At 70.7% G+C, this 26908-nt stretch carries 17 protein-coding genes; 8 read left to right on the top strand and 9 right to left on the bottom strand.

Features of this window, described 5'->3' with window-relative positions; genetic code table 11:
• The 4 genes from QJS31_RS06010 to QJS31_RS05995 form a co-directional block, all read right to left on the bottom strand.
• A partial coding sequence (locus QJS31_RS06010) for a hypothetical protein (RefSeq protein WP_306356114.1) occupies positions 1-264 on the bottom strand: 264 nt, incomplete at its 3' end.
• A 105-nt stretch (positions 265-369) separates the two neighbouring features.
• A complete protein-coding gene (locus QJS31_RS06005) occupies positions 370-14391 on the bottom strand; it encodes a non-ribosomal peptide synthetase (protein WP_306356113.1) in 14022 nt (4673 codons plus the stop codon).
• A gap of 6 nt (positions 14392-14397) precedes the next feature.
• Entirely contained in the window at positions 14398-15045 is a 648-nt protein-coding gene (locus tag QJS31_RS06000) for a DUF6875 domain-containing protein (RefSeq protein WP_372341796.1), read from the bottom strand.
• 258 nt (positions 15046-15303) lie between these two features.
• Complete coding sequence (locus tag QJS31_RS05995) at positions 15304-16695, bottom strand: glycine--tRNA ligase (protein ID WP_282785908.1); 1392 nt, start codon at positions 16693-16695, stop codon at positions 15304-15306.
• 201 nt (positions 16696-16896) lie between these two features.
• Between QJS31_RS05995 and QJS31_RS05990 the strand changes: the two genes are divergently transcribed.
• Both QJS31_RS05990 and QJS31_RS05985 read left to right on the top strand, forming a co-directional pair.
• A complete protein-coding gene (locus QJS31_RS05990) occupies positions 16897-17292 on the top strand; it encodes a metalloregulator ArsR/SmtB family transcription factor (RefSeq protein WP_228807276.1) in 396 nt (131 codons plus the stop codon).
• Positions 17292-17714, top strand: coding sequence for a Fur family transcriptional regulator (locus QJS31_RS05985; protein WP_306356112.1), 423 nt, complete (start codon positions 17292-17294; stop codon positions 17712-17714). Before QJS31_RS05990 ends, QJS31_RS05985 begins: the two co-directional genes overlap by 1 nt.
• A gap of 109 nt (positions 17715-17823) precedes the next feature.
• On the opposite strand, the gene QJS31_RS05980 is transcribed toward QJS31_RS05985, so the two are convergent.
• Positions 17824-18792, bottom strand: coding sequence for a hypothetical protein (locus tag QJS31_RS05980; protein ID WP_306356111.1), 969 nt, complete (start codon positions 18790-18792; stop codon positions 17824-17826).
• A gap of 105 nt (positions 18793-18897) precedes the next feature.
• On the opposite strand from QJS31_RS05980, the gene QJS31_RS05975 reads away from it, so the two are divergent.
• A complete protein-coding gene (locus tag QJS31_RS05975) occupies positions 18898-19515 on the top strand; it encodes a TetR/AcrR family transcriptional regulator (protein WP_306356110.1) in 618 nt (205 codons plus the stop codon).
• A gap of 21 nt (positions 19516-19536) precedes the next feature.
• Here QJS31_RS05975 and QJS31_RS05970 read toward each other — a convergent pair whose 3' ends face one another.
• From QJS31_RS05970 to recO, 4 genes are all read right to left on the bottom strand, one after another.
• Positions 19537-20217, bottom strand: a complete 681-nt coding sequence (locus QJS31_RS05970; protein ID WP_282786070.1) for a TetR/AcrR family transcriptional regulator — start codon at positions 20215-20217, stop codon at positions 19537-19539.
• A 75-nt stretch (positions 20218-20292) separates the two neighbouring features.
• Positions 20293-20697: a CesT family type III secretion system chaperone gene (locus QJS31_RS05965; RefSeq protein ID WP_039811540.1), complete on the bottom strand. Its 405-nt coding sequence runs from the start codon at positions 20695-20697 to the stop codon at positions 20293-20295.
• Positions 20694-21458: an isoprenyl transferase gene (locus QJS31_RS05960; RefSeq protein WP_039811539.1), complete on the bottom strand. Its 765-nt coding sequence runs from the start codon at positions 21456-21458 to the stop codon at positions 20694-20696. The genes QJS31_RS05965 and QJS31_RS05960 overlap by 4 nt, the downstream gene beginning before the upstream one ends.
• A 152-nt stretch (positions 21459-21610) precedes the next feature.
• Positions 21611-22387, bottom strand: coding sequence for a DNA repair protein RecO (gene recO, locus QJS31_RS05955; RefSeq protein ID WP_306356109.1), 777 nt, complete (start codon positions 22385-22387; stop codon positions 21611-21613).
• Between the two features lie 382 nt (positions 22388-22769).
• On the opposite strand from recO, the gene QJS31_RS05950 reads away from it, so the two are divergent.
• The 5 genes from QJS31_RS05950 to QJS31_RS05930 all read left to right on the top strand — a co-directional run bounded on the left by QJS31_RS05950 (position 22770) and on the right by QJS31_RS05930 (position 26896).
• Entirely contained in the window at positions 22770-23267 is a 498-nt protein-coding gene (locus tag QJS31_RS05950; protein ID WP_306356108.1) for a methylated-DNA--[protein]-cysteine S-methyltransferase, read from the top strand.
• Positions 23264-23998: a 2OG-Fe(II) oxygenase gene (locus QJS31_RS05945; RefSeq protein ID WP_282786293.1), complete on the top strand. Its 735-nt coding sequence runs from the start codon at positions 23264-23266 to the stop codon at positions 23996-23998. Before QJS31_RS05950 ends, QJS31_RS05945 begins: the two co-directional genes overlap by 4 nt.
• Positions 23999-24166: 168 nt before the next feature.
• The gene (locus QJS31_RS05940) at positions 24167-24421 is read left to right on the top strand and encodes an Ada metal-binding domain-containing protein (RefSeq protein WP_282786294.1); all 255 of its coding nucleotides are present in this window, start codon (positions 24167-24169) and stop codon (positions 24419-24421) included.
• 175 nt (positions 24422-24596) lie between these two features.
• The gene (locus tag QJS31_RS05935; protein ID WP_306356107.1) at positions 24597-26021 is read left to right on the top strand and encodes an amidase; all 1425 of its coding nucleotides are present in this window, start codon (positions 24597-24599) and stop codon (positions 26019-26021) included.
• Between the two features lie 494 nt (positions 26022-26515).
• Positions 26516-26896: a DUF1304 domain-containing protein gene (locus tag QJS31_RS05930; RefSeq protein WP_372341486.1), complete on the top strand. Its 381-nt coding sequence runs from the start codon at positions 26516-26518 to the stop codon at positions 26894-26896.
• The last annotated feature ends 12 nt before the right edge of the window (positions 26897-26908 follow it).

The following is a 26908-nucleotide window of genomic DNA, read 5'->3' as shown; positions in this document are numbered from 1 at the left end:
CAACCGTTCGGGCAGCGCCGACAGTCCGGCCGCGGCGGCGACACCGCCCAGGACGGTGCCGAGGCGGGTGGTCTCCTTGTCGTGTTCCCCCGACATGGCCACGGTGGCCTCGACCACCGGGGTGGGCGCGGTGTCGACCAGCAGCCGACTCACTCCGTCGATGAGCGAACCCCCGCCGCTCGCGGCGATCAGCTCACCGGCGCCCAGGGCACCCAGTCCCACCGCGGCGGCCCCGAACACCCGGCGCTTCCCGTTCCTCGACACAGTCGAACCTGCTTCCCACACGATCGGTCGTCTCGGCCCATTGTTCCCCAACCCGGGGAGCGCCTCGCGGGGTTCGCCGCCATCGGCCGGAAATCCGGTGCGTACTCAGTCTCGCGGTGCCGACGGTGAGCGGTGGCCCGCCAGGTACGCGTCCACCCGCGGTCCGATATCGGCGAGCGCCTCCGGCGTGATCAGCCGGTTGTGTTCGAAATCGAGCGTGACCTCGTGTATTTCGCCGTCGACATACGGAATCCAGGTGTCCACGTTGGGTTCGGGCGGCCCGGCCGCGGCGGTGAAGAACAGCACGTCGCCGTCGAAGACCTCGGGGCGGTGGGCGCCGATGCGGTGGAGCAGGCCGCGTAGGTCACGATAGAGGCGGTCGAGATCAGCGGCCGTGAGGGCGCTGGCCGCGCCGGTGGTCGAGTGCAGCAGATCGGCCGCGCGTTCGGCGGTCAGGGCGACGCCCTGCGGGACGTCCACTCCGCCGAACTCGGCGAGCAGCAGTTCGGGGGCGGGCATGCGATCGTCGGTGACCTCGACGTCGGCGCGGGCGTCCATCATGATCAGCGAGGGCACCGGTGCGCCGCGGCGGCGCAACTCCACCGCCACGGCGTGGGCCAGCAGCCCGCCCGCCGAATAGCCGAGCAGATGGTAGGGGCCGTGCGGTTGGGTGCGCTGGATCTCGTCGGCGTAGCAGGTGGCGAGATCGCCGACCGTGCCGCCGTCGGGAATGCCCGGTGACTGGATGCCGTGGACGGGCCGCGCCGGGTCGATGTACCGCACCAATCCCGCGTAGCACCAGGCCAATCCGATGGCGGGGTGGAGGCAGAACAGCGCCGGTGCGGTACCGGTCGACCGCAGGGGCAGCAGTATGTCCGCGTCGGAATCGGGGGTGCTGTCACTCAGGCGGCGGGCCAGTGCGGCCGGGGTGGGTGCGGCGAACATCAGGTGCAGCGGTACGGCGTCGCCCGTGCTGGCACGCAACCGCTCGGCCAGTCGGACCGCCGCCATGGAGTTGCCGCCGTGGTCGAAGAAGTTGTCGTCCACGCCGATTCGCGGATTCTCCAGTACGGCCTCGAAAGCGTCGACGACCAGTCGTTCCAGTTCGGTACGGGGTGCGCGGTAGGGACGCGGCGGGACCGGTTCGGGGCGGCCGTGCACCGTCGGGACAGCGGTCGCCGTGGCCACGCCGGTCCAGCCGGTGAGTTCGGCGAGGGTGCTCTCGGGCGCGGTGGTCGCCGCCTCGATCAGGCGCTCGAGGCCATCGGCCATGGTCTGGGCGGTGGTGCGGTCGAACAGGTCGGTGGCGAAGATGAGCGAGCCGGTGATACCGGCGGGCTCTCCGGCGGGGCCGAAGTGTTCGGCGAGCATCCATTCCAGATCGAACTTGGCGCCGGGGGCCGCGGTGTCGAGTGGTCGAATGTGCAGACCGGGCAGCGCGGTCGCCGCCGGGGGCAGGTTCTGGAACGCCAGCAGCACCTGGAACAGCGGATGGTGCGCGGTGTCGCGGGTCGGTGCCAGGGCCTCGACCACCTGCTCGAAGGGGAGGTCGAGATTGCCGTAGGCGGCCAGGTCGGCGCGGCGGGTGTCGGACAGCGCGGCGGCGAAGCTGAGTGCCGGGTCGAGATGGGAACGCAGCACGACGGTATTGACGAACATGCCCACCAGATCGTCCAACTCCCCGTCGCCGCGGCCCGCGACCACCGAGCCGATGGCGATATCGGGGACACCGGACAGGCGGGCCAGCAGGACCGCGAGCGCGGTGTGCGCCACCATGAACGGGCTCGCACCGGCTGCCCGGGACAGCATGTGGACGCGGTCGTGCACCTCGGCCGGAATGGTGAAGGCGATGCGGTCGCCGCTGCCCGAGGGGGTGGCCGGGCGGGGCCGGTCGGTGGGGATGGTGTGCCGTTCGGGCAGGCCGTCGAGGGTGGTGCGCCAGAACTCCAGCTGGCGGTGGGCGAGACCGGCCGGATCGTCGGCGGCGCCGAGCAGATCATGTTGCCAGAGGGCGTAATCGGCGTACTGCAGGGGCAGCGGCGTCCACCGGGGCGGTGCACCGGACAGGCGGGATGCGTACGCGGCCAGCACATCTCGAGCCAATGGTCCCATCGACCAGCCGTCGGCGGCGATGTGGTGGACCGTCATGGCCAGCACGGCGTGTTCGGGTGCCAGGCGCAGCACCCAGACGCGCAACGGGGTCTCCCGGGTGAGGTCGAAGCCACGAGACAGGCGGGCCGCCAGCATGTCGTCGAGTTCGTCTGCGGCCACCTCGAATTCGCGCACCGGGGTCATTCCCGGTGCGGAAGCCAGGATCTCCTGCCGGGGCAGGCCGTCCGCGTCGACCGGGTAGCGGGTGCGCAGGATCTCGTGCCGTGCCACCACATCGTCCAGCGCGGCGCGCAGCGCCGAAATATCCAGTGCCCCGGTGATGTCGAAGGCGGCGGGGATGTTGTAGGCGGGTGACCCCGGGTCGTAGCGGTTCAGGAACCACATGCGCCGCTGCGCCGCCGACAGCGGAATGCGTTCCGGACGCGGCCGCGGACCGGGCCGGGTGCGGCCGGACGTGGCACCGGAGGTGACGAGTTCGGCCAGCTCCCCCACCGTGGGCGCGTCGAACAGTGCCCGCACCGGTACGGCGGCGTCCAATGCCGCGCCGAGGCGGGACACCACGCGGGTGGCGATGAGCGAATTGCCGCCGAGGGCGAAGAAGTCGTCGTCGAGCCAGACCCGCTCGACCGCCAGCACCTCCTGGAACACGGTCGCCACCGCGCGCTCGGCGGCGGTTTCGGGGGAACGGCGTTCGGCTGCGGTGGGCTGCGGCGCGGGCAGTGCGTCGAGGTCGAGCTTGCCGTTGGCGGTGCGCGGAAGAGAGTCCAGCACCACGATGGCCGAGGGCACCATATAGGACGGAAGTCGCTGCGCGGCAGCATGTTTCAGCTGCACGACGTCCGGCGGTCCGGCCGCGCCCAGCACGTAGGCGACCAGCGCGTCACCGCGGCCGTCGGCACGGATGACGGCCACCGCGTGGGCGACGGCCGGGTCGGCGGTCAGCGCCGCCTCCACCTCACCGAGTTCGATGCGCAGGCCGCGCAGCTTCACCTGATTGTCGGTGCGGCCCAGATATTCGAGCTCGGTGCCGCGCCGCCGCACCAGATCGCCGGTGCGATACACGCGCTCCCCCGCGGCGCCGTACGGATCGGCGACGAAACGAGCCGCGGTCAGGTCGCCGCGCCCGATGTAGCCACGGGCGAGGGTGATCCCGGACAGGTACAGCTCCCCCACCACACCATCGGGGACCGGGCGCAGCCGGTCGTCGAGAATCACGGCCCGCACACCGGGTGCGGGCGTGCCGATGGTGACGGCGTCCCCCGGATGCAGTGCGGCGCTGCCGGTCGCCCACACCGTCGCCTCGGTCGGACCGTAGTCGTTGTAGTGCGCTCGACCCGGGGCCGACCAGGCGGCCACCAGCTCCGGCGGGCAGGGCTCGCCGCCATTGATGATCACCCGGAGTGCGTCCAATCCGGCCGGATCGACCGTGGCCAGCGCCGACGGGGTGAGCGCGATATGCGATACCCGTTCGCGCGCCAGCAGATCCGCGAGTTCACTGCCAGCGAAGACGGTCGGCGGGGCCACCACCAACGTCGCCGCCGCACTCGCCGCCATGACCAACTCCAGTACCGAGGCGTCGAAACTCGGTGAGGCGACGTGCAATACCCGCGAGTCGGAGGTCAGGTGGCACCGCTTCCGCTGTGCGGCAGCCATATTCGCCAGCCCGGCGTGGGTGACCACCACGCCCTTCGGGGCACCGGTCGAGCCGGAGGTGAACAGCACGTACGCCGGGTGCTCCGGGCGGATCCGACGCGGGAGTCGGTGCTGCTCGGCGGCGGTCGGCCCACTGTCCGCGTAGTCCGGATACCGACTGTCCAGGTTCCACCAGTGCACGGTGGCGGGCAGGCGGTCTCGGCAGGCGGGCACGGTCAGACCGAGGCGCACTCCGGCCGTGTCGATGATGTGCGCGATGCGCTCGGGCGGATAGGACGGGTCCACGGGGACGAAGGCGGCCCCGGTGCGGGTGACGGCCCAGACGGCGAGAACCGATTCGAGCGAACGCGGAATACCCACGGCCACCACGGTTTCCGGTCCCGCGCCCGCGCGGGTCAACTGCCGGGCCAGCCGTTCGGCGCGGGCGTCGAGTTCCCGATAGGTGAGCTGACGGTCCGCACAGCGGACGGCCACGCCGTCCGGGTTGGCGGCGACGGCCTCGGCCAGGAGATCCGCCAGCGGACGCGGCGTCGCCACGGGCGTGGTGTGCGTGCGCAGGTGGAGCAGTTCCGTCTCGGTGCACAGCTCGATGTCTCCCACCGGTCGGGCCGGATCGGCGGTGACTGCGGTGAGCAGTCGCACCAGTCGCCGCAGGAGCATGCGCACGGTGGTGGCGTCGAACAGGTCGGTGGCGTAGTCGCAGCGCAGCTCCATGCCGTCCGCGCCGCCGGAGACGGTGAGGCTCAGGTCGAATCGGCTCACGGTCCGGGGCAGCTCCACGGGTGCCACCGTGAGGCCGGGGAGGGTGAACTCCGGGTGGGTGAGGTTCTGGAACACCAGCATGACCTGGGTGATCGGGTGCCGGGCCGCGGACCGGGCCGGTGCCAGCTCCTCGACGAGGCGCTCGAAGGGCAGGTCCGCGTGGCCGAAAGCCTCCAGGTCGGTGCGGCGCACGCGTTCGAGCAGTGCGCCGAAGCCCTCGTCAGCGCGGATATCGGTGCGTAGGGCGAGGGTGTTGACGAACATGCCGACGAGGTCGTCCAGTTCGCGTTCCCCGCGCCCGGCGATGGGCGTGCCGATCACCACCTCGCGGGCACCGCTGAGCCGGGCCAGCAGGATCGACAGCGCGGCGTGCAGGACCATGAACGGGGTGGCGCGCCGGGTTCGGGCGCAGCGGTCCACGGCCGCCGTCAGGTCGGCGTCCAAGCGGTCGGATACCTCGGCGGCGCGATGCGAGGCGCGGGCCGGGCGAGGTCGGTCGGTGGGCAGGTCCAGCTGGTCGGGTGCGTCGGCGAGGACTTCGGTCCAGTATCGAAGCTGGTGATGCAGCAGGGATTCCGGGTCGTCGGCGGCACCCAGGCGGGTGTGTTGCCAGAGCGCGTAGTCGGCGTACTGCACGGGTAGCGGCTGCCACGCGGGTGCGGCGCCGCGCACGCGTGCGGTGTAGGCGGTCACCACATCCCGGACCAGTGGTGCCATCGAATACCCGTCCAGGGCGATGTGGTGGGCGACCACCACCAGGACGAAATCGTCGGTCCGATCGACCCGAAACAGCCGCAGCCGCAGGGGAACCGAAGCGGTGACATCGAACCCGGTGCCGACGGCGGCCGCCACCGCCGCGCCGATATCGGCCGCGCGCACGGGGATCGGGGTCAGGTCGAGTTCCACCGCCGCGGCCGCGACGATGCGCTGGCTGCCGACGCCATCGATGTCCGGATAGACGGTGCGCAGCGCTTCATGCCGTTCCAGCACGTCGGAAAGTGCGCGACGCAATGCTGTTCGATCGAGGTCGCCCGAGAGTCGCAGGGCCAGCGGGATGTTGTAGGCCGGGGATGTCGGGTCGTAACGATTGACGAACCACATGCGCTGCTGGGCCGGGGACAGCGGTATCCGGTCGGGCCGTGGGCCCGATACCAGCGGCGGTGCGGCGGCCGTGGTCGCGGTGTCCAGGCTGCGGGCGAGATCGGCCACCACGGGTGCCTCGAACAGGGCGCGCACCGGGATCGCGGTGTGCAGGGCCGTGCTCAGCCGGGCGGCCACCCGGGCGGCGAGCAGTGAATCGCCGCCGAGAGCGAAGAAGTCGTCGCGGGCACCCACGCGGTCGGCGTGCAGGACCTCGGCGAAGGTAGCGGCCACGACGGCCGCGGTGCCGGTCGGAGCCACATACTCCGTGTGCGGCGCTTCGGGTTCAGGCAGGGCACGTAGGTCGACCTTGCCGCTCGCGGTGCGCGGCAGCTCGGGCAGCACGGTAATGCTCGACGGCACCAGATAGCGGGGCAGCCGCTCGGACAGCCATGCGGTCAGTCCGGTGACCGACGGCGGCGCGGCAGACTGAGCTTCCTGCGGTGGGACGCTCGGCTCTGTGTGCGACGGCGGCACGGGAGGCGCAGCGTCCTGCGATGGGACGCTCGGCTCGGTGTGCGACGGCGGCATGGTGGGTGCAGTGTCCGACAACGGCACAGCGGACTCGGCGACCTGCGGCGGGAAGGTCGGCTCGGTGTCCGACGGCGGCACGCTCGGCCCCGAGTCCGACAGCGGCACACTCGACCCAGTGCCCGACAGCGGCACGCTCGACCCGGTGAACAGCGGGGGCTCGGCGGCTGTCGGGGTGCGGAAGGTGATGTAGGAGCACAGTGCGGTCGTGCCCGCGCGGGTGGACCGGGCCACCGTGACGGCCGACTCCACCTGGGGATGCGCGGTGAGCGCGGAATCCACTTCCCCTGGCTCGACCCGGATTCCGCGCACCTTGACCTGGGAATCGCCGCGCCCCACGTATTCCAGCGTCCCGGGTGCGGTGTGGCGCACCAGATCGCCGGTGCGGTACAGCCGTTGGCCCGGTGTGAGCGGGTCGGCTACGAAGCGGCTCGCGGTCAGGGCGGTGCGCCCGGCGTATCCGCGGGCCAGGCCCGGGCCGCGCACGTACAGCTCGCCGACCGTGCCCAGCGGAACGGGCCGCAGCCAGCGGTCGAGCACCAGCAGGGTGGCACCCGGTACCGGCGCGCCCACGACGGCGGCGGTGTCGGGGGTCATGGGGTCGCCGAAACTCACCGCGACCGAGGTTTCGGCCGGGCCGTAGGAATTCACCAGGGCGCGAGTGGAACCCAGCCGCGCGACCAGCGCGGGCGGGCAGGGTTCACCACCGATGATGGCCGTCGCCACGCCGCGCAACTGTTCGTCGCGCAGGGTGGCGAGGACGCCGGGCGTGCAGATCAGGTGGGTCGGCGCACCGGTCGCGATGGCGTCGGCCAGTTCACCGCCCGCACTCGCCTCGGGCGGGGCGATGACGAGCGTGGCCCCGACGGCGAAGGCGCTCAGCCACACCAGGATCGCGGCGTCGAAACTCGGGTTCAGGGCGTGCAGCAGGCGGGAATCGGGGGCGATGCGGCCGTCGGACGCCGCGGCGGCGACCAGGTTCACCAGGCCCGCGTGTGTGACCACCACGCCCTTGGGGGTTCCGGTGGAACCGGAGGTGAACATCACGTAGGCCGGATGCTCGGGGCGCAGCGGTGCGAGCCGGACGGTGTCATCGACGGCAGCGCCCGGTGCGGCGGCGGTGGCCGCGCCGGTCTCGGGATCGTCGAGCAGCAGCCAGCGTACCGAATCCGGGAGTGCCGCATCCGCTCCCGCCGCGCTGATGCCCAGGACCGCGTCGCATTCGGCGGCGATGGCGGCCGTCCGCGCGGCCGGCTGCGCGCAGTCCACCGGCACGAACGCCGCGCCGGTCTTGGCGACCGCCCACAGCGCGATCATCTGATCGACCGAGCGCGGCAGTGCGAGCAGCACGGTTCGCTCCGGTCCGGCACCGGCCCGGATCAGCACGCGGGCAAGGCGATTGGACAGCTCGTCGAGCTGGGCGTAGGACACCGCCGTCATACCGAACCCGACGCCGCCGTGAACATTCGAGCCCGGCGTCGCGTGCCCGCGACGGTCGAGTTCGCCGACATCGGGCTGGCCGAGCACCGTCGATCCCCGCTCCGCACTCATGCCACGATCGAAGTCCCGGGCGTCGGACTCACCACGCCCGCTCGAACCCGGCTCCGCGAGTTCACACCGACCGGAGTCCCCGGCAACGGACTCACCGTGCCCGTTCGAACCCGGCTCCGCACCTCGGCCCCGACCGAAGTCCCCAGCGACGAGCCCGCCGCGCCGCGCGGGCACGGTCGGCTTCGGGGTCGCCATGGTCGCGGCGAGGGCGTCCGGTGACCCGGTGGCGGTCAGGAGATCCGGTAGGAGACGTGGCGGAAGCGTGGGAGGGCCGGACCATTCCGGGTGTCCGCGATCGGCTGTGCCGCGCACCTCGGCGGTGCGGAGGTTGTCGCCGTCGGCCAGGGTGGTGAGGATGCGGGACAGGGCGCGGGCCATCGACTCGGTCTGGTCGGCGTCGAAGTGGCGGGGTGAGCGGCTGAGGACCAGGCGCAGGCCGTCACCGGCGTAGGTGGCCAGGGCCAGCGGGTAGTGGGTGCCGTCGTGGCCGCGGATGCCGGTGACGCGCAGGCGGGCCTGGCGGGTCGCGGCGGTGAGGGCCGCGGCGTCGACCGGATAGGACTCGAAGACCGTCGCCGTATCGAAGAGCGGACCGATTCCGGCCAGCGCCTGGATCTCGTCCAGCCCCAGCGTGTGATGTTCGGCCAGGGCGCTCTGCTCGGCGCGGACGCGGGTGAGCAGGTCGGTCACGGATTCGGCGGGTCGCAGGGTGATGCGCACCGGAACGGTGTTGACCAGCATGCCGATCATGCGATCGGAGCCGGGCAGCTCCGGCGGGCGACCGGAAACCGTTGCGCCGAAGACGATATCGGTGTCACCGGTCAGCTCGGCGAGCAGCAGCGCCCACGCCACCTGCACCAGGGTGTTCACGGTGACCTCGCGGTCGGCGGCCGCGCGGCGCAGCCTCGCCGCGCAGCCCTCGGGCAGCGGCACCTCGTGGGCGACCGGCGTCGTGGCCGCCTCGCCCCGGGGTGCGGAGGGTGCGGCCAGGGTGGGACCGTCCAGACCGGCCAGGGCCGAGGTCCAGGCGGCGCGGGCCGGGTCGCGTGGACGGGCGGCGAGCCATTCCAGATAGTGGCGCGGCGCGGGCGGCTCCGCGAATCCGGTGTCGCTGCCACCCGTTTCGTAGAGGGCGACGAGGTCACCGAACAGCAGCGGCATGGACCAGCCGTCGAGAATCAGGTGGTGGTTGGTGATGACGAGCCGGAACCGGTTCGGGGCCACCGCGATACCGGCGAAGCGCAGCAGCGGTGGGCGATCCACCTCGAACGGGATGCGCAACTGCCGTGCCGCGAGCTCGTCGAGTTCGGCGTCGGTGGCACCGTGCGCGTCCAGCTCGGTCCAGGGCACCTCCACGTCCGAGACGATCACCTGCACAGCCGTTTCCGCGGTCTGCACGAAGGCCGCCCGCAGGGCCGGATGGCGGCGCACCAGGGCGGCGGCCGCGGCGGTCAGCCGATCACGAGCGAGTTCGGCCTCGATATCGATGACGGCCTGCACCGAGTAGCCGTCCAGCCCGTCCGGGGCGAGCTGCGCCTGGAACAGCAGGCCGCGTTGCAGCGGCGTCAGCGGCCACACATCGTCCAGGTGGCCGAAACGCGCCTCCCAGGAATCGATCTCGGCCTGCGTGGTAGCGACCAGCGAAAGGTCGCTCGGCGTGCGGCCGCCCGTCTCCGGCTCGGTCAGCCGCCGCGCGATCTCGGTCACCGCCGCCAGCCAGTCCTGGGCGAGTTCGTCGGCGGCCTCGTGGTCGATGGCCGCGCAGGCGTACTGCCAGACGGCGTGCAGTCGGGTGCCCCGCTCGGTCACCAGGGCGGCGGCGTCCACCGACAGCACCGCGGCCAGCGGCATATCCGGATGCGCGTGCCCGCCCAGCCGATCCGTCATCCCCACCGGCATCCAGTCGGCCTCGACGGCGGCACCGGGAATCCGACCGAGATAGTTGAAGCCGATTTGCGGCTCCGGCAGCGCGGCGAGGTCGCCCCCGGCGGGGTTCAGATATCGCAGCAGACCGTAGCCGACACCGCCCGCGGGTACCGAGCGCACCTGCTCCTTGACGGTCTTCACCACCGCCGCAACGGTTTCCGCGGCGGGCCCGATCCGCAGCGGCACCTGCCGGGTGAACCAGCCGACCGTCCGCGACAGCTCCGCGCCGGGAGCGACGGCCTCGTCCCGGCCGTGCCGCTCCACGGTCACCACCGTCTCGGCATCGGGCCGCCCGCGGCGCGCGCGGAACCGCGCCAGCGCCAGCACCAGTGCCGCCAGCAGCGCTTCCTCCACGCCGCAGCGGTAGGCTGCCGCCACCCGCGTGAGCAGCACCTCGGTCTCGGCCTCGGGCAACTCCACGCGGATCCGGCCCGCGGTCCGATGCGTATCCACCGCCGGGTCGAGCCGACGGCGACCGAGGACCGGGTCCGGGGCCAGGACGGCACGCCAGTGGTCGAGACCGCCGAACCGTTCGGCGAACCCCTCCGGCAGCCCGTCCGCGTCCTCATCGACGGCCAGGGCGTGCAGGACATGCGCCCAGGTGCGCACGGATGTTCCGGTCTCCGGCAGCTCGGCGGCATGTCCGGTGCAGGTTCGCGACCAGGCGGTCATGAGATCGGGCAGCAGAATGCGCCAGGAGACGGCGTCGCAGGCGAGATGGTGGGCGGCCACGATCAGACGGCCCGACGCCGTCGGGCCGGGATCGAGCCAGGTCAGTGCGAGCATGCGGCCGCCGCGCGGATCGAGCCGCCGCACCGCCTCGGCGAGTTCCCGGTCGACGCGCGGATCAGGATCGCCGCACGGCACCCGGGTCAGCAACTGCTCGGCGTCGGCCAGCTGCGGCGGCGCCACCTCGAGCAGCGGACCCGCCACCGCTTCCACCACCCGGGCGCGCAGCATGTCGTGCCGGTCCAACAGACCCTGCACCGTGCGGACCAGAGCCGCGGACTCGATGCCGACGGGCAGCCGCACCACCATGGACTGGGCGAAGCGCTCCCAGCCCGGACGTGCCAGCAGCCAGGCGGCGATGGGGGTGAGCGGCATGCGGCCCACTCCCCCACCCGGCAGCTCCGGAAGGCGATGCGGCCCATCGGAAGTCCGGTGCGCGGCGGCGGCCAGGGCGGCGGGGGTGCGGTGTTCGAAGATGTCGCGCGCGGAGAACACCAGTCCGGCGGCGCGGGCGCGGGACACCAGGCCGATGGCCATGATCGAATCGCCGCCCAGGGCGAAGAAGGAGGAGTCGGGATCCACCGGCTCAGAACCCAGTACCTCACCGAACAATGCGCACAGCAGGCGCTCGGCCTCGCTGGCCGCCGCGCGCCGCCGCACCGGCGGGGCGACCACCGGCTCCGGCAGGGCCGCGCGGTCGACCTTGCCGTTGCCGGTGAGCGGCAGCGCGCCCAGCACCGTGACGGTGGCGGGCACCATGTACGGGGGCAAGCGTCGCGCGGCATGCTCGAGCAATTCCGGCTCACCGATCCGGGCGCCCGCCACCGGCACCACATAGGATGCCAGCGCGGTGCCCGCGCCGACCGGGCGCGCCACCGTCACAGCGATTTCCACGCCCGGGTGGGCGTCCAGCACGGCGTCGATCTCACCGAGTTCGATCCGCATCCCGCGCAGCTTCACCTGGAAGTCGCCGCGCCCCACGTACTCCAGGACGCCGGGGGCCCTCCAACGCACCAGATCGCCGGTGCGGTAGACGCGTTCGCCCGACGGCGCGGCCACGAAACGCTGCGCGGTGAGCCCCGGCCGCCCGGCATAACCGCGCGCCACGCCCGCACCGGCCACGTACAGTTCACCGACCACGCCGATCGGGACCGGGCGCAGCAGTCGGTCCAATACCAGCATCCCGACCCCCGGAATCGGGTCGCCGAGGCCCGCGGGCACGCCCGGCAGCAGGGCGTCGGTGTAGGTGACGGCCACCGTGGTCTCGCTGGGGCCGTACGAATTCAGCAGCCGCCGCCCGGGGCCGAAGCGCGCCACCAGTTCGGGCGGGCACGGCTCCCCGCCGGTGGACACCGCCCGCACCCCGTCCAGGGCATCGGGCTTCAAGGTGGCCAGCACGGCGGGCGTCGAACACACCTGTGTCACACCGTATTCGCGCACGATGCGCGCCATCTCACCGCCGAGCACCGGATCGGCGTCGGCGACCACGAGCGTCGCCCCGGCCGCGAACGCCTGGAGCCATTCCAGCACGGCGGCATCGAAACTCGGGTTGAGACACTGCAATACCCGCGAGCCCGGGGTGACGTCGTAGGCGTCGACGATCGCGGCGGCCAAGCCGGCCAGGCCTCGGTGGGTCACGACCACGCCCTTGGGCACGCCGGTCGACCCGGAGGTGAACACGAGATAGGCGGGATTGTCGATGCGGGCGCGGGACAGCGGCCCCTGCGACTCCACGCCCCGCGGCTCCACGCCTTGCGCTCCCGAATCGTGCGGCTCCCCACCCTGCGGCTCCGCGCCCAGCGGCTCAACACCCCGCGATTCCGAGCCCTGCGGCTCCCCACCCTGTGGCTCGACACCCCGCGATACTGCGCTCTGCGACTCCCCACCCCGCGACCCCCGACTCTGCGGCTCCGGGCCATCCCCCGCGACCTCGACTGGTTCGCCGGAATCGGCTTCCAGCACGAGCCAGCCGACCGAACCTGGGAGTCCCGGAAGCGTTTCCGCGACCGTCAGGCCCAGGCGCGCATCGCACTCCCCGGCGATCCGCAGCACGCGATCACCGGGCAGCGCGGTGCCCAGCGGTACGAAGGCGGCCCCGGTCTTGGTGACCGCCCAGACGGCGACCACCGCGGCCACCGAGCGCGGGAGGGCCAGCAGCACAGGTGTTTCCGGACCCACCCGCACCCCGGTCGCGGCACCCGCGGCGATCAGCCGGTGCGCCAGGCGATCCGAGAGGGCGTCGAGTTCGCCGTAGGTGAGCCGACGGTCTCCCGACACCACCGCCACCGCGTCGCGCCCGGCGCGACGCAGACCGTCCCGCAGGATGTCCGGCAGCAGCCGCGGCCGCGGCGCTCGCGGACCGAACGCGCCCCGCGACACCGCCTCGTCGGCCGGGCCGCGGTAGGCCAGCTCCGACAGCGGTGTCGACGGCGCGGCGTCGAGTAGCGATTCCAGCAGTGTCAGGAAGCGGCCGTGGTGGCGGCCGAGCGAATCCTCGTCGTAGAGACGGGGATTCGCGGCGAAATCCACATGGATCGGCGCGTCGGCACCATGCTGGTAGAAGTTGACGAACAGATCCTCGATGGGGCCGGAGGTGAGCACGTGCAGGCTCGACTCCACCCCTTCGAAGTCGATCCCGCGCGGGAACAGCATGATGTTGACGACCGGGCCGACCAGACCCCGGCCGAACTCGGGCTGATCCTCCGCGCCGTCGCGCATATCCTCGTGCCGGAAGCGCTGATGGCGCAGCGCGCCCGACGCCGCCACCCGCAACGCCTCCATGACGTCACCGACGGCGCCGCGGTCGGGAACCGCGACCCGCAGCGGCACCACATTGGCGACCATGCCGCCCGAACGCCGTAGCAGCGCGGTGGTACGACCGGAGACCGGCAGGCTGATGACCACCTCGTCCATGGCGGTCAGCCGCGCGTAGTACAGCGCCAGCGCCGCCATCACCAGGGTGGCGGAGCTGGTGTCGAAGCGGCGCGCCGCGGCCTCGAGCCGCGCGGCCGTCTCCGGCGACAGTTCACCGCGCTGCTCCCGGGCCAGCGCGCAGGCCGGTGCGGTCGCCGAGACCAGCGAGCAGCGGTCGGGCATACCCGCCACGATCTCGCGCCAGTACCGCTGATCGGCGCGGTAACGGCTCGAATTCCGGTACGCGACTTCGGCTTCGTGCACCTCGAGCAGCGAGGCGGCGCGGCTCGGCGGCGCCGACTCCCCGCGCGTCGCCGCGTTGTACAGCTCGGCCACCCGATACAGCATGCTCACCGAGCCGAAGCCGTCGATGAGGATGTGGTGCGCCCGCGAGTACCAGAGGTGATGGTCGGCGCCGACCTTCAACACCACCGTCATCCCGACCCGGTCACCCAGCAGGTCGATGGGCTCGGCCACCTCGGCGCGCATCCACTCCAGTGCCGCCGCCATCGGATCCGGCCGCCAGCTGAGGTCGAGGTACCCGACCGCGGTCTCCAGGCCGGGGTCGACCACCTGGTGCGGCTCTCCGTCGATCTCGACGAGACGCAGCACCCCCGAACCGAATTCGCGAGCGGCGGTGATCGCGGCCGTGCGCAGCCGCTCCCGATCCAGTGGTCCGCGCATCTCGATGTACTGGGCCTCCGAGAGCGGAACGCTCGGGTCCAGCTGCTGTGCGTACCACATGCCGGACTGGGCCGGGGACAGCGGAAATACCGTGGCGGTCGCCTGCGCCGTGACTTCGCGCGTCATGGCCGGTCACCGGGCGGGCAGCGGGCAGGCGGAGTCCTCCGGCTGCACCTCGTAGGCGGGTACCGGTGCGTCGGCGCGGGAGGTCAGGCGTCCCACCACCACCGATCGCACATGCGCCGGAATCATGGGCGCGAACTTGCGGACGTAGGCGTCCATCCATTCCGTACGGTCGAGTAGGAATGGGAAATCGGTGGTCATCATGGTGCGCACCACCAGCATGGGCAGCGGTGCGTCCAGGGGCCGAAATTCCCTGTTCCACAATCCCGGTTGATCACAGCCGGGATAGAACTGCCCCAGCATGAATCCGCGTTCCACGAAGCTGCTCTTGAATTCCGCGTGCAGATCGTCGATCAGCGAATAGTCCCCGAGGTTCGGGAACACCGTGATCAGTCCGCGCAGCACCGAGGTGGAACTGCCGTTCCCGGTGGGTAATTCGGGATAGATTTCCAGGGCGTCCTCGATGATCGTGCGCATCCAGCTCAGCCGCGGCCGGACGGCTGGGACCTGTCCCAGCCAGAGCAGATCACGTCGGATGGAGGGCCGGACGTACGGACATACCGGTCCGTCCCGACCCAGGTCGTCGCAGGGCTGGGTCAGAAAACGATCCGCCCAGGATTTGAATGAAGTTACAGTGGACCGCGCCGCGGTACACATGGATAATGACTTGTCCCCCAATGAGACCCATTGCAGGCCCGAGCGGGGACCGATTACTCGCTCGCTCATGACTCACCTCAGGCAGATAGAGCTACAGCGTCAGGCGCCGATGCCCACACACATAAATAGTGCGACGGTCATGGGTTGTTAACACGAGTAGTCGCATACCCGAATTTCTGCGTATGCCCCGAATTTCTGGGGCAGAAAGCAAAAAGAAAGGACCGGTCGATTTCGACCGATCCTTTCCTGTGACTTTATTCAGGAACCCAGCAGCCGTGTGGCCAGGTAGTTCTCCACCTGATCGAGGCCGATCCGCTCCTGCGCCATGGAATCCCGTTCCCGAACCGTTACCGCCTGGTCCTCCAAGGTATCGAAATCGACAGTGATACAGAACGGGGTACCGATCTCGTCCTGGCGGCGGTAGCGGCGACCGATGGCCTGGGCGTCGTCGAACTCGACGTTCCAGTTCTTGCGCAGCCGCGCCGCGAGATCCTTCGCCTTGGGCGAGAGGTCGGCATTGCGCGACAGCGGCAGCACCGCCGCCTTCACCGGTGCGAGGCGGCGATCGAGCCGCAGCACGGTGCGCTTCTCCATCACGCCCTTGGCATTGGGCGCCTCGTCCTCGCTGTAGGCGTCGATGAGGAAGGCCATGAGCGAACGGGTCAGGCCCGCCGCGGGTTCGATGACGTACGGGGTGTAGCGCTCACCGGTGGCCTGGTCGAAGTAGTTCAGATCGTTGCCGGAATGCTCGGAGTGGGTCTTCAGATCGAAGTCCGTGCGGTTGGCGACACCCTCCAGCTCACCCCACTCGCTACCGGCGAAGTGGAAGCGATACTCGATGTCGACCGTGCGGGTCGAGTAGTGCGAGAGCTTTTCCTTCGGGTGCTCGTAGAGTCGCAGGTTCTCCGGGGCGATGCCCAGATCGGTGTACCAGGCCAGCCGGGTGTCGATCCAGTACTGGTGCCACTCCTCGTCCTCGCCCGGCTTGACGAAGAACTCCATCTCCATCTGCTCGAACTCGCGCGTGCGGAAGATGAAGTTGCCCGGGGTGATCTCGTTGCGGAAGCTCTTGCCCATCTGGGCGATGCCGAACGGCGGCTTCTTGCGCGCGGTGGTCATGACGTTCGCGAAGTTCACGAAGATGCCCTGCGCGGTCTCCGGCCGCAGGTAGTGCAGGCCCTCCTCGGACTCGATCGGGCCCAGGTAGGTCTTGAGCATCATGTTGAAGTCGCGCGGCTCGGTCCACTTGCCGACGGTGCCGCAGTCCGGGCACGCGATGACCTCCATGGACACGCTGTCCGGGTCGTCGATGCCCTTCTTCTCCGCGTAGCCCTCCTGCAGGTGGTCCTGCCGGTGCCGCTTGTGGCAGTTGAGGCATTCCACCAGCGGGTCGTTGAAGACCGCGACGTGACCGGAGGCGACCCACACCTGCCGCGGCAGGATGATCGAGGAGTCCAGGCCGACCACATCCTCGCGGCTGGTGACCATGGAACGCCACCACTGCTTCTTGATGTTCTCCTTGAGTTCGACTCCCAGCGGGCCGTAATCCCACGCCGACCTGGTGCCGCCATAGATCTCACCCGACGGGTACACCAGGCCCCGGCGCTTGGCCAGGTTGGCGACGGTGTCCACCTTCGACTTGGGTGCCACTCGAGATTTCTCCATCCGGTCCGGAAGATTGCAAGGGATTGGCTCCAGACTATCGGCACCGACCAAGCGGATTTGCACCCACTCGCCTCCGATGTCGCGGCCCCCACATATCCTGCCGGTGCCGACTCGCCGCGCACCTGTTTGACATGCGCACCTGTGCATACCAATAATGGCAGTGGTTTCCAATAAGGAGTTGGTTCGATGACCGCCGACAGCGGCGCCCCCACGCGGCGATCCCGCGTGGACACCGAAGCGCCGACCGCGATCCCGCACGACCCGTACCCGTACCGGTCGCCCACCCCACCTGCCGTTCCACCGCGCGGCATCCTCGACAATGCCGGGGAACTGCTGCGCGCACTGGCCGCACCCGTGCGCATCGCCATCGTGCTGCAACTGCGCGAATCGCCGCGCTGCGTGCACGAACTGGTCGACACCCTGGGTGTCACCCAGCCACTCATCAGCCAGCACCTGCGGATTCTCAAGTCCGCGGGCGTCGTGCGCGGGGAGCGAACCGGGCGCGAAGTGATCTACGAACTCGTCGACGAGCATCTGGCGCATATCGTGGTCGATGCCGTGGCGCATGCGGAGGAAGGGTGATGGTGGCGGGGAAGTCGGAAGCCAAGACGGTCGGGGTCCGCAGCACCCGTCAGCGCAGTGCCATCTCGGCGCTGCTGTCCGATATCGAGGAGTTCCGGTCGGCGCAGGAGTTACACGACGAACTCCGCAAACGAGGCGAGGGCATCGGGCTGACCACCGTCTACCGGACGCTGCAGTCGCTCGCCGACGCCGGGCACGTGGACGTACTGCGCACCGACTCCGGCGAATCGGTGTACCGGCAGTGCTCCAAGGGCCACCACCACCATCTCGTCTGCCGCCACTGCGGGCGCACGGTCGAGGTGGAGGGGCCGACCGTGGAGGCGTGGGCGGACACTGTCGCGGCCGAACACGGATTCAGCGATATCAGCCATACGGTGGAGATCTTCGGCTGCTGCCGAGCGTGCGCCAACGGCAAGCGCTGAGCGCGATCGGCAACAGCCGCCACGCCGCGAGGTCGAACGCACATCACGCGACGGCGCAGCGCCCGCTCCCGAAGGAGCGTGCGCTGCGCTGATTTCGCCGGGTGATGCCTCAGGCGGCGACCGGAACCGGGGCACCGGCCGGGGCCTCGACCCGGCGGGCACGCACGGCACCCAGTCCGAGCAGGGCCAGCGCCGCGGCGGCCCAGACCAGCAGGACGGTCAGCGGTGCCGCCGCACCGGCACCGTCGAAGAACGCCACCGAGCGGAGCAGGCTGGCCGCCGCGCCGGGCGGCAGCAGCTGACCGAGGGCACCCCAGGGCTGCGGCAGGAGTTCGGGAGCGGAGGTGGCCCCGGAGAAGGGGTTGCCGATCAGCAGCAGGGTCAGCGCGGCCAGTCCGATACCCGCGCGGCCGACGGCGGTGGCCAGTCCGACCACGGTTCCGGCGACGGTGAAGGAGACCAGACCGGCGATGGCGGCGAGTGTCCAGTAGGACCCGGGCAGGATCGACAGCCAGCCCTGCACGATGGCCATGCTCAGCAGTCCACCGGTGACGGCGAAGCTGAACAGTCCCGTGACGCGTCCGCCGACCGCGGGAATCAGCAGGGACAGCAGCACCCCGGCGGCGAGACCGGACATCACCAGGGGCAGCACCATCGCGCCGAATCCGGCACCGCGCGGATCATCGGGATCGGCGGCCACCACATCCTCGACGGGAGCGGCGGGGGTGCCGGCGAGCTGCTGGCCGATGGCCGTGAGCTGTTGTGCCACCGCGGGACTCGCGCCGGAGGCGATCAGCACCCGGGGTTGTCCGTCCCCGGTCACGATGGCGCCGTACACCTCACGCTCGTCGATGGCGGTGCGGGCGGCGGATTCGTCCGCGACGGTGGTGATCTCGAAGGCGTCCGCGTCTCGCTGGGTGAGTTTGTCGGCCACCACGGCCGATTGCGGTCCGGTCACGGCGATGGGCAGCTCCCGCGCCCCGATATTGACGGCGGGCCAGGCGAAGGCGATGAGCATGACGGCCTGGATGAGGGCGGCGGCGATCCCGAGGGCGATGGCGCGCTGGGTGGTGTTCATCAGGTGGCTCCCAAGAAAATCGGAGGCTCGTTCTCTTTTGATGGGACAACCCTGACATCCGGTTGTCAGCTTGTCAAGAACGGATATTCGTTTTACTTTTGAACCATGCCCAGAGTCAGCGAAGAACACCTGGAACGCCGCAGGCAGCAGATCCTCGAAGCCGCCCAGACCTGCTTTGCCCGCAAGGGCCTGCACACCGCCACCATGCAGGACGTCTTCGCCGAGGCCGGACTCTCCGCGGGGGCCGTCTACCGCTACTTCAAGAGCAAGGACGACATCGTCGCCGCGCTCATCTACCAGGCCAGCAGCGGGCTGCGCGAGTCGCTCACCGCGGCGGTGCACCGCGATCCGCTGCCCACTCCCCCGGAGCTGGTGCGCCTCATGGCCGAGACCATCACGCAGCAGGCGCAACCCGGCGGTCCGGTGCGACTGCTCCCCCAGGCGTGGTCGCTGGCGCTCACCAATCCGCACATCGCCGACTTCGTGCGCACCAATATCGGCAGTATCCGCGGGCTCTGGATGGAGTACGCCCGCCGGATGCGCGACGTCGGCTGGCTACCCGAGACCGCCGACATCGAGGCCGTCGCCAAGACGCTCATGGGCATCCTGCCCGGCTACATCCTGCAGCACCTCATCATCGGCGACACCACGCCGGAAGACATCGCCCGCGGCACCGAACTACTGTTCCCGCAGTACCGGGCCGACGAAATCGCTCCCGCCTGAACTGGATTCGCGGCGGTGCGCTCAGTCCACGGGCTCGTCCGGCCGTAGCATGGGCACCAGGAAGCGCCGCGCGATCTCGGCCAGCCGCTCGTCGTCGTCCAGATCGACGATCCGGCTCGGGATCGCCAGGAACGACGCGCAGGTGCGCACCATGAGTTCGGCCACCAGATCGACCTGAACCGCCTCCGACACCGTGCCCGCCCGCTGCTCCTGACGCAACTGACCGGCCACGAACTGACTCACCATCGCCACCGTGCGCCCGTCGTCGCCGATGAGCGAACTCACCAGGTGATTCGGCTCCGCGGCGATCAGACCGCCGATCAGCGGGTTGTTCCGGATGGTGCGCAGGGAACTCACGAACCCGAGCACCACGCGGTCGGCCGCGGATTCGGCGGGCGCGATATCCAGGAAGAACTGGCGGAAGTACCGGCGGAACTCACGCAGTATCACCTCTTCGACCAGCAGGTCCTTGGTGGCGAAGCGGCGGTAGAGGGTGATGCGGGAGACCCCGGCGCGCCGCGCCACATCCTCCATGGTCGAGCGCTGGATGCCCAGCCAGCAGAACTGCTCGAAGGCCGCGTCGAGCAGTTTCGCCCGGGTGGGGTCGGTGTCGTCGACGCGCGCGACGACCTGCTGATAGGCGCGTTCGAGCAACGTCTCCGCATTCGGGTCCGGATTGTGAACGGGCAGCGCAGATTCCACGTGTCCTCCTGAGAGAGACAATGGTACACAGATACGGCAGCTGTTTCATTATGTCACGGCGCCGTATCCGAATCGCTACGGCAGCAGCCCCTGCCGGGCGCGCCCCGCCCCCGACAGCACCAGCAGCAGCATGGTCGCCAGCGCCTCATCGTCCAACCCGGCCGCCGGGAAGGTGTAGCGCAGGATGACATCGGCCTGCTTGTCGTGGCCGATCACCGTGATGGAACCGAACTGGAGCCCGGCATTGCGTTCGGCGACGCGCTTGTGCAGCTGCGGTTTCAGCGGCCGGTCCCAGGCCAGCACGCAGGTCAGGGTGAGCACGTCCAGGCCGGGAGCCAGGTTCACCCCACGCAGTGAGCAGAGCGCGCCGTCGTATTGGAAGCCCAGACCGCCGTCCTCCACCTGCACCGGGACGTCGTAGCGCTCCAGGCACGCACCGGCGCGGGCCTGGAGTTCCTCGGCGGTGGTCGTCTCGCTCACTTCACCCCGCCGAACCGGCGATCGCGCTTGGCGTATTCGAGGCATGCGGCCCACAGATTGCGGCGGTCGAAATCCGGGAAGAGCGTGTCCTGGAAGACGTATTCGGCGTACGCGGACTGCCACAGCAGGAAGTTGGAGCTGCGGAACTCACCCGAGGGCCGCAGGAACAGGTCCACGTCCGGCATATCCGGCTCGTCCAGGAACCGGGCGAAGGTATCTTCGTTGATCTTCTCCGGATCGATCTCGCCCGCCTGCACCCGGCGCGCGATTTCCCTTGCCGCATCGGCGATCTCGGCGCGACCGCCGTAGTTCACGCACATGGTCAGGGTCATCACCGTATTGTCCCTGGTGAGCTCCTCGGCCACCTCGAGTTCCTTGATCACGCTGCGCCACAACCGCGGTCGCCGCCCCGCCCAGCGCACCCGCACCCCCATCTCGTGCATCTCGTCGCGCCGCCGCCGGATCACATCCCGGTTGAAGCCCATGAGGAAGCGCACCTCATCGGGGCTGCGCCGCCAATTCTCGGTGGAGAACGCGTACGCCGACAGCCACTTGACCCCGATCTCGATACAGCCCTCGACGGTATCCATGAGCACGGCCTCACCCCGCTCGTGCCCCGCGGTCCGCGGCAAACCCCGCTCCTGCGCCCACCGACCGTTGCCATCCATCACCAGCGCCACATGCCGGGGCACGAACTCGGCCGGAATCTTGGGCGGCGTCGCCCCCGACGGATGCGGCGACGGCGGACGCACGGCAGGCATGGCTACGGAGGACTTGCGATTACCGATCACGCCCCCAATCCTGCACCACGCCGCACAGCGCCCGACCGAGACCGTCGCTATCTCCGCCAACTCTCCACAAGTCGGCCGCGCTGCTCGCGGTCCGGAGTGCTGGCGGACACCGGGGTCGAAGATCAACCCACCTGGGATGCCGCCGAGGCTTCGAGGGGTTCGTGGGGGCGGGTGCGTTCGATGAGGGGGAGGGTGCGGAGCTGGCGTTCCAGGTGCCATTGCAGGTGGGCGGCGATGAGGCCGGTGGCCTGGCGGCGCAGGTGGTCGGGGACGGTGTCGACCATCGACCAGTCGCCGCGTTCCAGGGCGTGCATGTGGTCGAGGACGCCGAGGGCGGGGGTGGCGGCGCCGGGTGGGCGGCAGTGCACGCAGACCGCGCCGCCGGCGGCCACGTGGAAGGCGCGGTGCGGGCCGGGGGTGGCGCAGCGGGCGCAGTCGGCGAGGGCGGGGGCCCAGCCCGCGAAACCCATGGCGCGCAGCAGGAAGGCGTCCAGGATGAGTTCGTGCGGGCGGTGGGCGGCGGCGATGGCGCGCAGGGCGCCCGCGGTGAGGGTGTGCAGGCGGGGGGCGGGGGCGCGCTCCTCGCCCGCCAGCCGCTCGGCGGTCTCGAGCACCGCGCAGGCGGCGGTGTAGCGGCCGTAGTCGGCGACGATATCGGCGGCGAACGCCTCCACCGTGTGCACCTGGGTGATGGTGTCGAGGGTGCGGCCGGGATACAGCTGCACGTCCACGTAGGCGAACGGCTCCAGCCGCGCCCCGAACTTGGACCGGGTGCGCCGGGCCCCCTTGGCGACCGCTCGCACCAGCCCGTGCTGGCGGGTCAGGAGCGTGACGATGCGATCGGCCTCGCCCAGCTTGTGCTGGCGCACCACCACGGCATGGTCCCGATACAAACGCACGCGGGTAAGTCTCCCACGTCGCCCCGACGAATCGCGATGTCGGCCGGAGCCGAGTCGCGACGGGACGTGCCGGGCGGCGGCCCGACGATCCGCCGCCCGGCACGACACGGGTCTACGAACAGCCGGGTAAGCGGCGGCGACCCGGACTCGTTCGACGCGTCGGATCGGTGGCACAGGGTTCCGGGGGCGGCAGAGCGCCGCCGCACGGTGCTCGTAAACATGGGCGGTGAGGCTGGCCGGATTGCACGGCGGGATCGCTCGGAAACCGCCATCCGGCTCACCGCAGGATCGAAGCCGGGAAATGACATGTCTGATTTCCGCCAGTCATGTCGTTGCCGGGGCGGCAGAGTCGGTGGGGAACGACGAGTGAGAGGAGGCGGCCATGACCGTCTACACGACAATGGACAGCCCGCTGGGGGAACTGCTGCTGGTCGGGGAGCCGGTGCGCGGGGGCGTCGCGCTCGCCTCGGTGTCGGTGCCGGGGCAGAAGGGCGGGGCGATCGTACTGCCCGAGTGGACCCCGGACGCGGCGGCGTTCGACACGGTCACCACGCAGCTGCGGGAGTACTTCGATGCGGGACGCACCTGGTTCGAGCTCGAATTCGGCAGCGGTGGCAGCGACTTCCAGCGGCGGGTGTGGCGGGCCGTCGAGGAGATCCCGTACGGCTCCACCGCCACCTACGGCGAGATCGCGGCGCGGGCGGGGGAACGGCGGGAGCGGGTGCGGGTGGTCGCCGCGGCCGTCGGCGCGAACCCACTGCTCATCGTCCGCCCCTGCCACCGGGTGATCGCCGCGAACGGGGCGTTGACCGGGTACTCCGGTGGGCTACAGCGCAAGCAGCGGCTGCTGGAGCTCGAGCACGTGCTGCTACCGGCATGACCGCGACCCGGCTCGATACCGCCGCGCAGCGGGAATACGCGGTGGCACAGCAGGATTGGGCCGGTATCGCGGCCGAACTCGACGCGTACGGCAGCGCGCTCACCGGGCCGCTGCTGGACGCCGACGAATGCCGGGCACTCATCGGCCTGTACGAGTGCGACGAACTGTTCCGCACCACCGTGAACATGCAGCGGCACCGGTTCGGTTCGGGCGAGTATCGGTACTTCACCCACGACCTGCCCGCGGTGGTGCGGGAGCTGCGGGAAGCGCTGTATCCGCGACTGCTCCCCATCGCCCGGGAGTGGGCGCGGCGGCTGGAACTGCCCGCGCCCTGGCCGGATTCGCTGCCGGAGTGGATCGCTATGTGCCACCGCGCGGAACAGTCGCGGTCGGCGCAGATCCTGCTGCGCTACGGACCCGGCGACTGGAACGCCCTGCACCGAGACGTCTTCGGCGACATGGTGTTCCCGCTCCAGGTGGTGATCGGCCTGGACCGCCCCGGCGTGGACTACACCGGCGGCGAATTCCTCATGGTCGAACAGCGCCCGCGCGCCCAGTCCCGCGGTTCGGCGACCGCCCTGCCGCAAGGCCACGGGCTGGTGTTCACCACCCGCGACCGGCCGGTGCGCTCCAGCCGGGGATGGTCGGTCGGCCCCATGCGGCACGGCGTGAGCACCGTGCGCTCGGGCCGCCGCCATACTCTCGGCCTGGTGTTCCATGACGCGGCCTAGTGGTGCATCGCCCGCCCGTGACCGCGTCCCGGCGGCTGACCGAACCACCGCCCCACCCGGTGACCGCGTCGCCACGACAGACCGGATCGCCGCCTCCGCCCGGGCCACGACGACGCGACGGGCCGGCGGGAAGCCGCCCACCGTGGAGACCGTGTGGGAGGTGGCGGCATGGCGTACATCCTCGTAGGCGCGGACGGGCAGCCGTACCCGAGCACCACCCCCGGAACACTCGGCGGACATCGCCGTGCGCGGATCTACGGCCGCCTCGACTGCCCGTCCGCCCTGCGCGCTCTGGCCCACGGGAACTATCGACGGCATCGCGTCTTCTTCGCCGACGATCGCACCGCCGTCGCCGCTGGATACCGCCCCTGCGCCCGCTGTCTGCCCGCCGCCTACCGGCGCTGGAAGATCGCGCACCGTTAACAGCACCCCGGCGAGTCGCGCTCCTGTTCGCGAGGGGGAACTGGTGGCGGGACCCTCTTGCGCGATGCCGCCACCGGTTCCCCCTCGGCGCGCGGGAACGGGAGGGCGGACGCATTGGACGTGTGACCAGAATCGCGCTACCTTGCGAATGGGATATCAGGGAGACGGGAATCACATGACGATGGCGGCCGTGGGCGAATTGGGCTTGGTGGAACTCGCGGCGGCGCTGGCCGCCGGACAGGTCGGCTCGGTCGAGGCGACCACGGCCGCGCTGGATCGGATCGAGGCCAGCCAGCCCACGCTCAACGCGTTCCGGGTGGTGGTGCGCGAGCGGGCGCTCGCCGACGCGGCGGCGGCGGATCGGCGGCTGGCCGCCGGGGAGCGGCTGCCGCTGCTCGGTGTGCCCATCGCCATCAAGGACGACACCGATCTCGCCGGTACCCCAACGGCTTTCGGCTGTGGCGGCGATTTTCCCGCCAAGACCGAGGACGCCGAATCGGTGCGGCGACTGCGCGCGGCCGGTGCGGTGATCGTCGGCAAGACCAATACCTGCGAACTCGGACAGCTCCCGTTCACCAGCGGAGATGCCTTCGGGCACACCAGGAATCCGTGGAGCGCCGAGCATACGCCGGGCGGCTCCTCCGGTGGTTCCGCCGCGGCGGTGGCGGCCGGATTGGTTCCCGCCGCACTGGGTTCCGACGGCGCGGGGTCGGTGCGCATCCCCTCGGCGTGGAACAACCTGGTGGGCATCAAACCGCAGCGCGGACGCATCTCCACCTGGCCGCTGGCCGAGGCGTTCGAGGGGCTCACCGTGAACGGCCCCCTCGCCCGCACCGTGGCCGACGCGGCGCTACTGCTCGATGCCGCCGCCGGGCCGCATCCGGGTGACAAGCACGTCCCGCGCGCCCTGCGCGTCTCCGAGGCCGTGGGCCGCGATCCCGGCCGCCTGCGCATCGCGCTGTCCCTGCGCATCCCCTTCACCGCCACCAGGACCGCACTCGATCCGGAGGTGGCGGGGCGCGTCCACGCGCTGGCGGACACCCTGCGCGGCCTCGGCCACGAGGTGACGGTGGCCGATGTGGATTACGGCGTGCTTCTCGGCGCGAGCTTCCTGCCCCGCTCCATGGTGGGCATCCGGCACGCGCTCGACCGACTGCCGGGCGCGGCCGTCGATCCGCGCACCAGGCACAATGCCCTGCTCGGCCGCGTGCTCGGCCCGGCCCTGTTCGCCGCCCGCGCCGCCGAACCCCTGCTGCGCATGCGCATCGGCGCCATGTACGACAGGTTCGACGTGGTGCTCTCCCCCACCACCGCCACCCCGCCCCCGGGCGTCACCGAGATCGACGGCATCGGCACCATGGCGACCGACGCCCTCATCACCGCCGCCTGCCCGTACACCTGGCCGTGGAATGTGCTGGGCTGGCCCAGCGTCAACGTCCCCGCGGGCTTCACCGCCGCCGGACTGCCGGTGGGTGCGCAGCTCATGGGCCCGGCCAACTCCGAGGAGCTGCTGGTTTCGGTTGCGGCCCAACTGGAGTCGGAGCTGAAGTGGTACGAGCAGCGGCCCGCGCCGTGGTGGCTGGAGCATCCGGCGGCGTGAGCACCGACAGGCGGTAATCGGCCGGGATCGTCGATTTCCGGCCGTGTCGACGACGCTGCGGCCACGACAGCGTGGACCGTGACAACACCGAGCACAGCCGCGACACCACCGGCACCACCGCGACGGCTTAGGCACCACCGCGACGGCTTAGGCACCACCGCGACGACTTCGGCACCACCGCAGCGATATCTCGTCTACCGCCATGTCGCGACATCCGCTCCGAACCGTGCGACTTCACCGGCTGCACCACCGCGGCGACATCGGCACCACCGAAGCCACACCGCCACATCGACGGCGTGCCCGCACCCGCTGAGCCGCGCCGAGGCGGCGTGCCTGCGGGGTGACCAATGCCGCGCCCGGTAGCATCCCGCACGACCGGACGCCCGACCGGAACCCAGATCCCTGCCCCCTGGACCCATCCCTGGTAGGCCACGCGGTCCGGGTGCCTGAGACCGGATCACTGAGAGCGAGTCCCCGACCTCGAGGAGGCCGTCGTGCTGGCAGTCGTACAGATCCTGGCCGCGCTCGCGGGTCTGGTGCATGTGGCGATCTTCTATATGGAAGCGGTGCGGTTCACCGACCCGAAGGTGCACCGCGGCATCTTCGGCGTCGCCGAGGACGAGGTGGCAGCCACGCAGCCGTGGGCGTTCAACCAGGGGTTCTACAACCTGTTCCTCGCCATCGGCGCATTCGTCGGCGTGGCCCTGGTCCGTGCCGACGCCTCGGCCGGTTGGGCGCTGATCCTGATGAGCTGCGGCTCCATGCTCGCCGCGGCCGTGGTACTGGTCGCCCGCTACCGCGACAAGGCCAACGCGGCCGCCAAGCAGGCTCTCTTCCCGGCTCTGACGCTGCTGGCCGCGCTCTCCCAGCTGTAGGCCCGGCCGTCA

It is taken from the genome of Nocardia sp. CC213A, assembly GCF_030766805.1.
GTDB lineage: Bacteria > Actinomycetota > Actinomycetes > Mycobacteriales > Mycobacteriaceae > Nocardia > Nocardia otitidiscaviarum.
The sequence above is the reverse complement of the archived record's forward strand: the minus strand, read 5'-3'. Positions and strand labels throughout refer to the sequence as shown.

Coding starts and splice junctions, on each gene's coding strand:
- QJS31_RS06005 (WP_306356113.1), bottom strand. CDS start 14,391: ATGACGCGCGAAGTCACGGCGCAGGCGACCGCCACGGTATTTCCGCTG.
- QJS31_RS06000 (WP_372341796.1), bottom strand. CDS start 15,045: ATGTGTACCGCGGCGCGGTCCACTGTAACTTCATTCAAATCCTGGGCG.
- QJS31_RS05990 (WP_228807276.1), top strand. CDS start 16,897: ATGACCGCCGACAGCGGCGCCCCCACGCGGCGATCCCGCGTGGACACC.
- QJS31_RS05985 (WP_306356112.1), top strand. CDS start 17,292: ATGGTGGCGGGGAAGTCGGAAGCCAAGACGGTCGGGGTCCGCAGCACC.
- QJS31_RS05980 (WP_306356111.1), bottom strand. CDS start 18,792: ATGAACACCACCCAGCGCGCCATCGCCCTCGGGATCGCCGCCGCCCTC.
- QJS31_RS05975 (WP_306356110.1), top strand. CDS start 18,898: ATGCCCAGAGTCAGCGAAGAACACCTGGAACGCCGCAGGCAGCAGATC.
- QJS31_RS05960 (WP_039811539.1), bottom strand. CDS start 21,458: ATGCCTGCCGTGCGTCCGCCGTCGCCGCATCCGTCGGGGGCGACGCCG.
- QJS31_RS05950 (WP_306356108.1), top strand. CDS start 22,770: ATGACCGTCTACACGACAATGGACAGCCCGCTGGGGGAACTGCTGCTG.
- QJS31_RS05945 (WP_282786293.1), top strand. CDS start 23,264: ATGACCGCGACCCGGCTCGATACCGCCGCGCAGCGGGAATACGCGGTG.
- QJS31_RS05940 (WP_282786294.1), top strand. CDS start 24,167: ATGGCGTACATCCTCGTAGGCGCGGACGGGCAGCCGTACCCGAGCACC.
- QJS31_RS05935 (WP_306356107.1), top strand. CDS start 24,597: ATGACGATGGCGGCCGTGGGCGAATTGGGCTTGGTGGAACTCGCGGCG.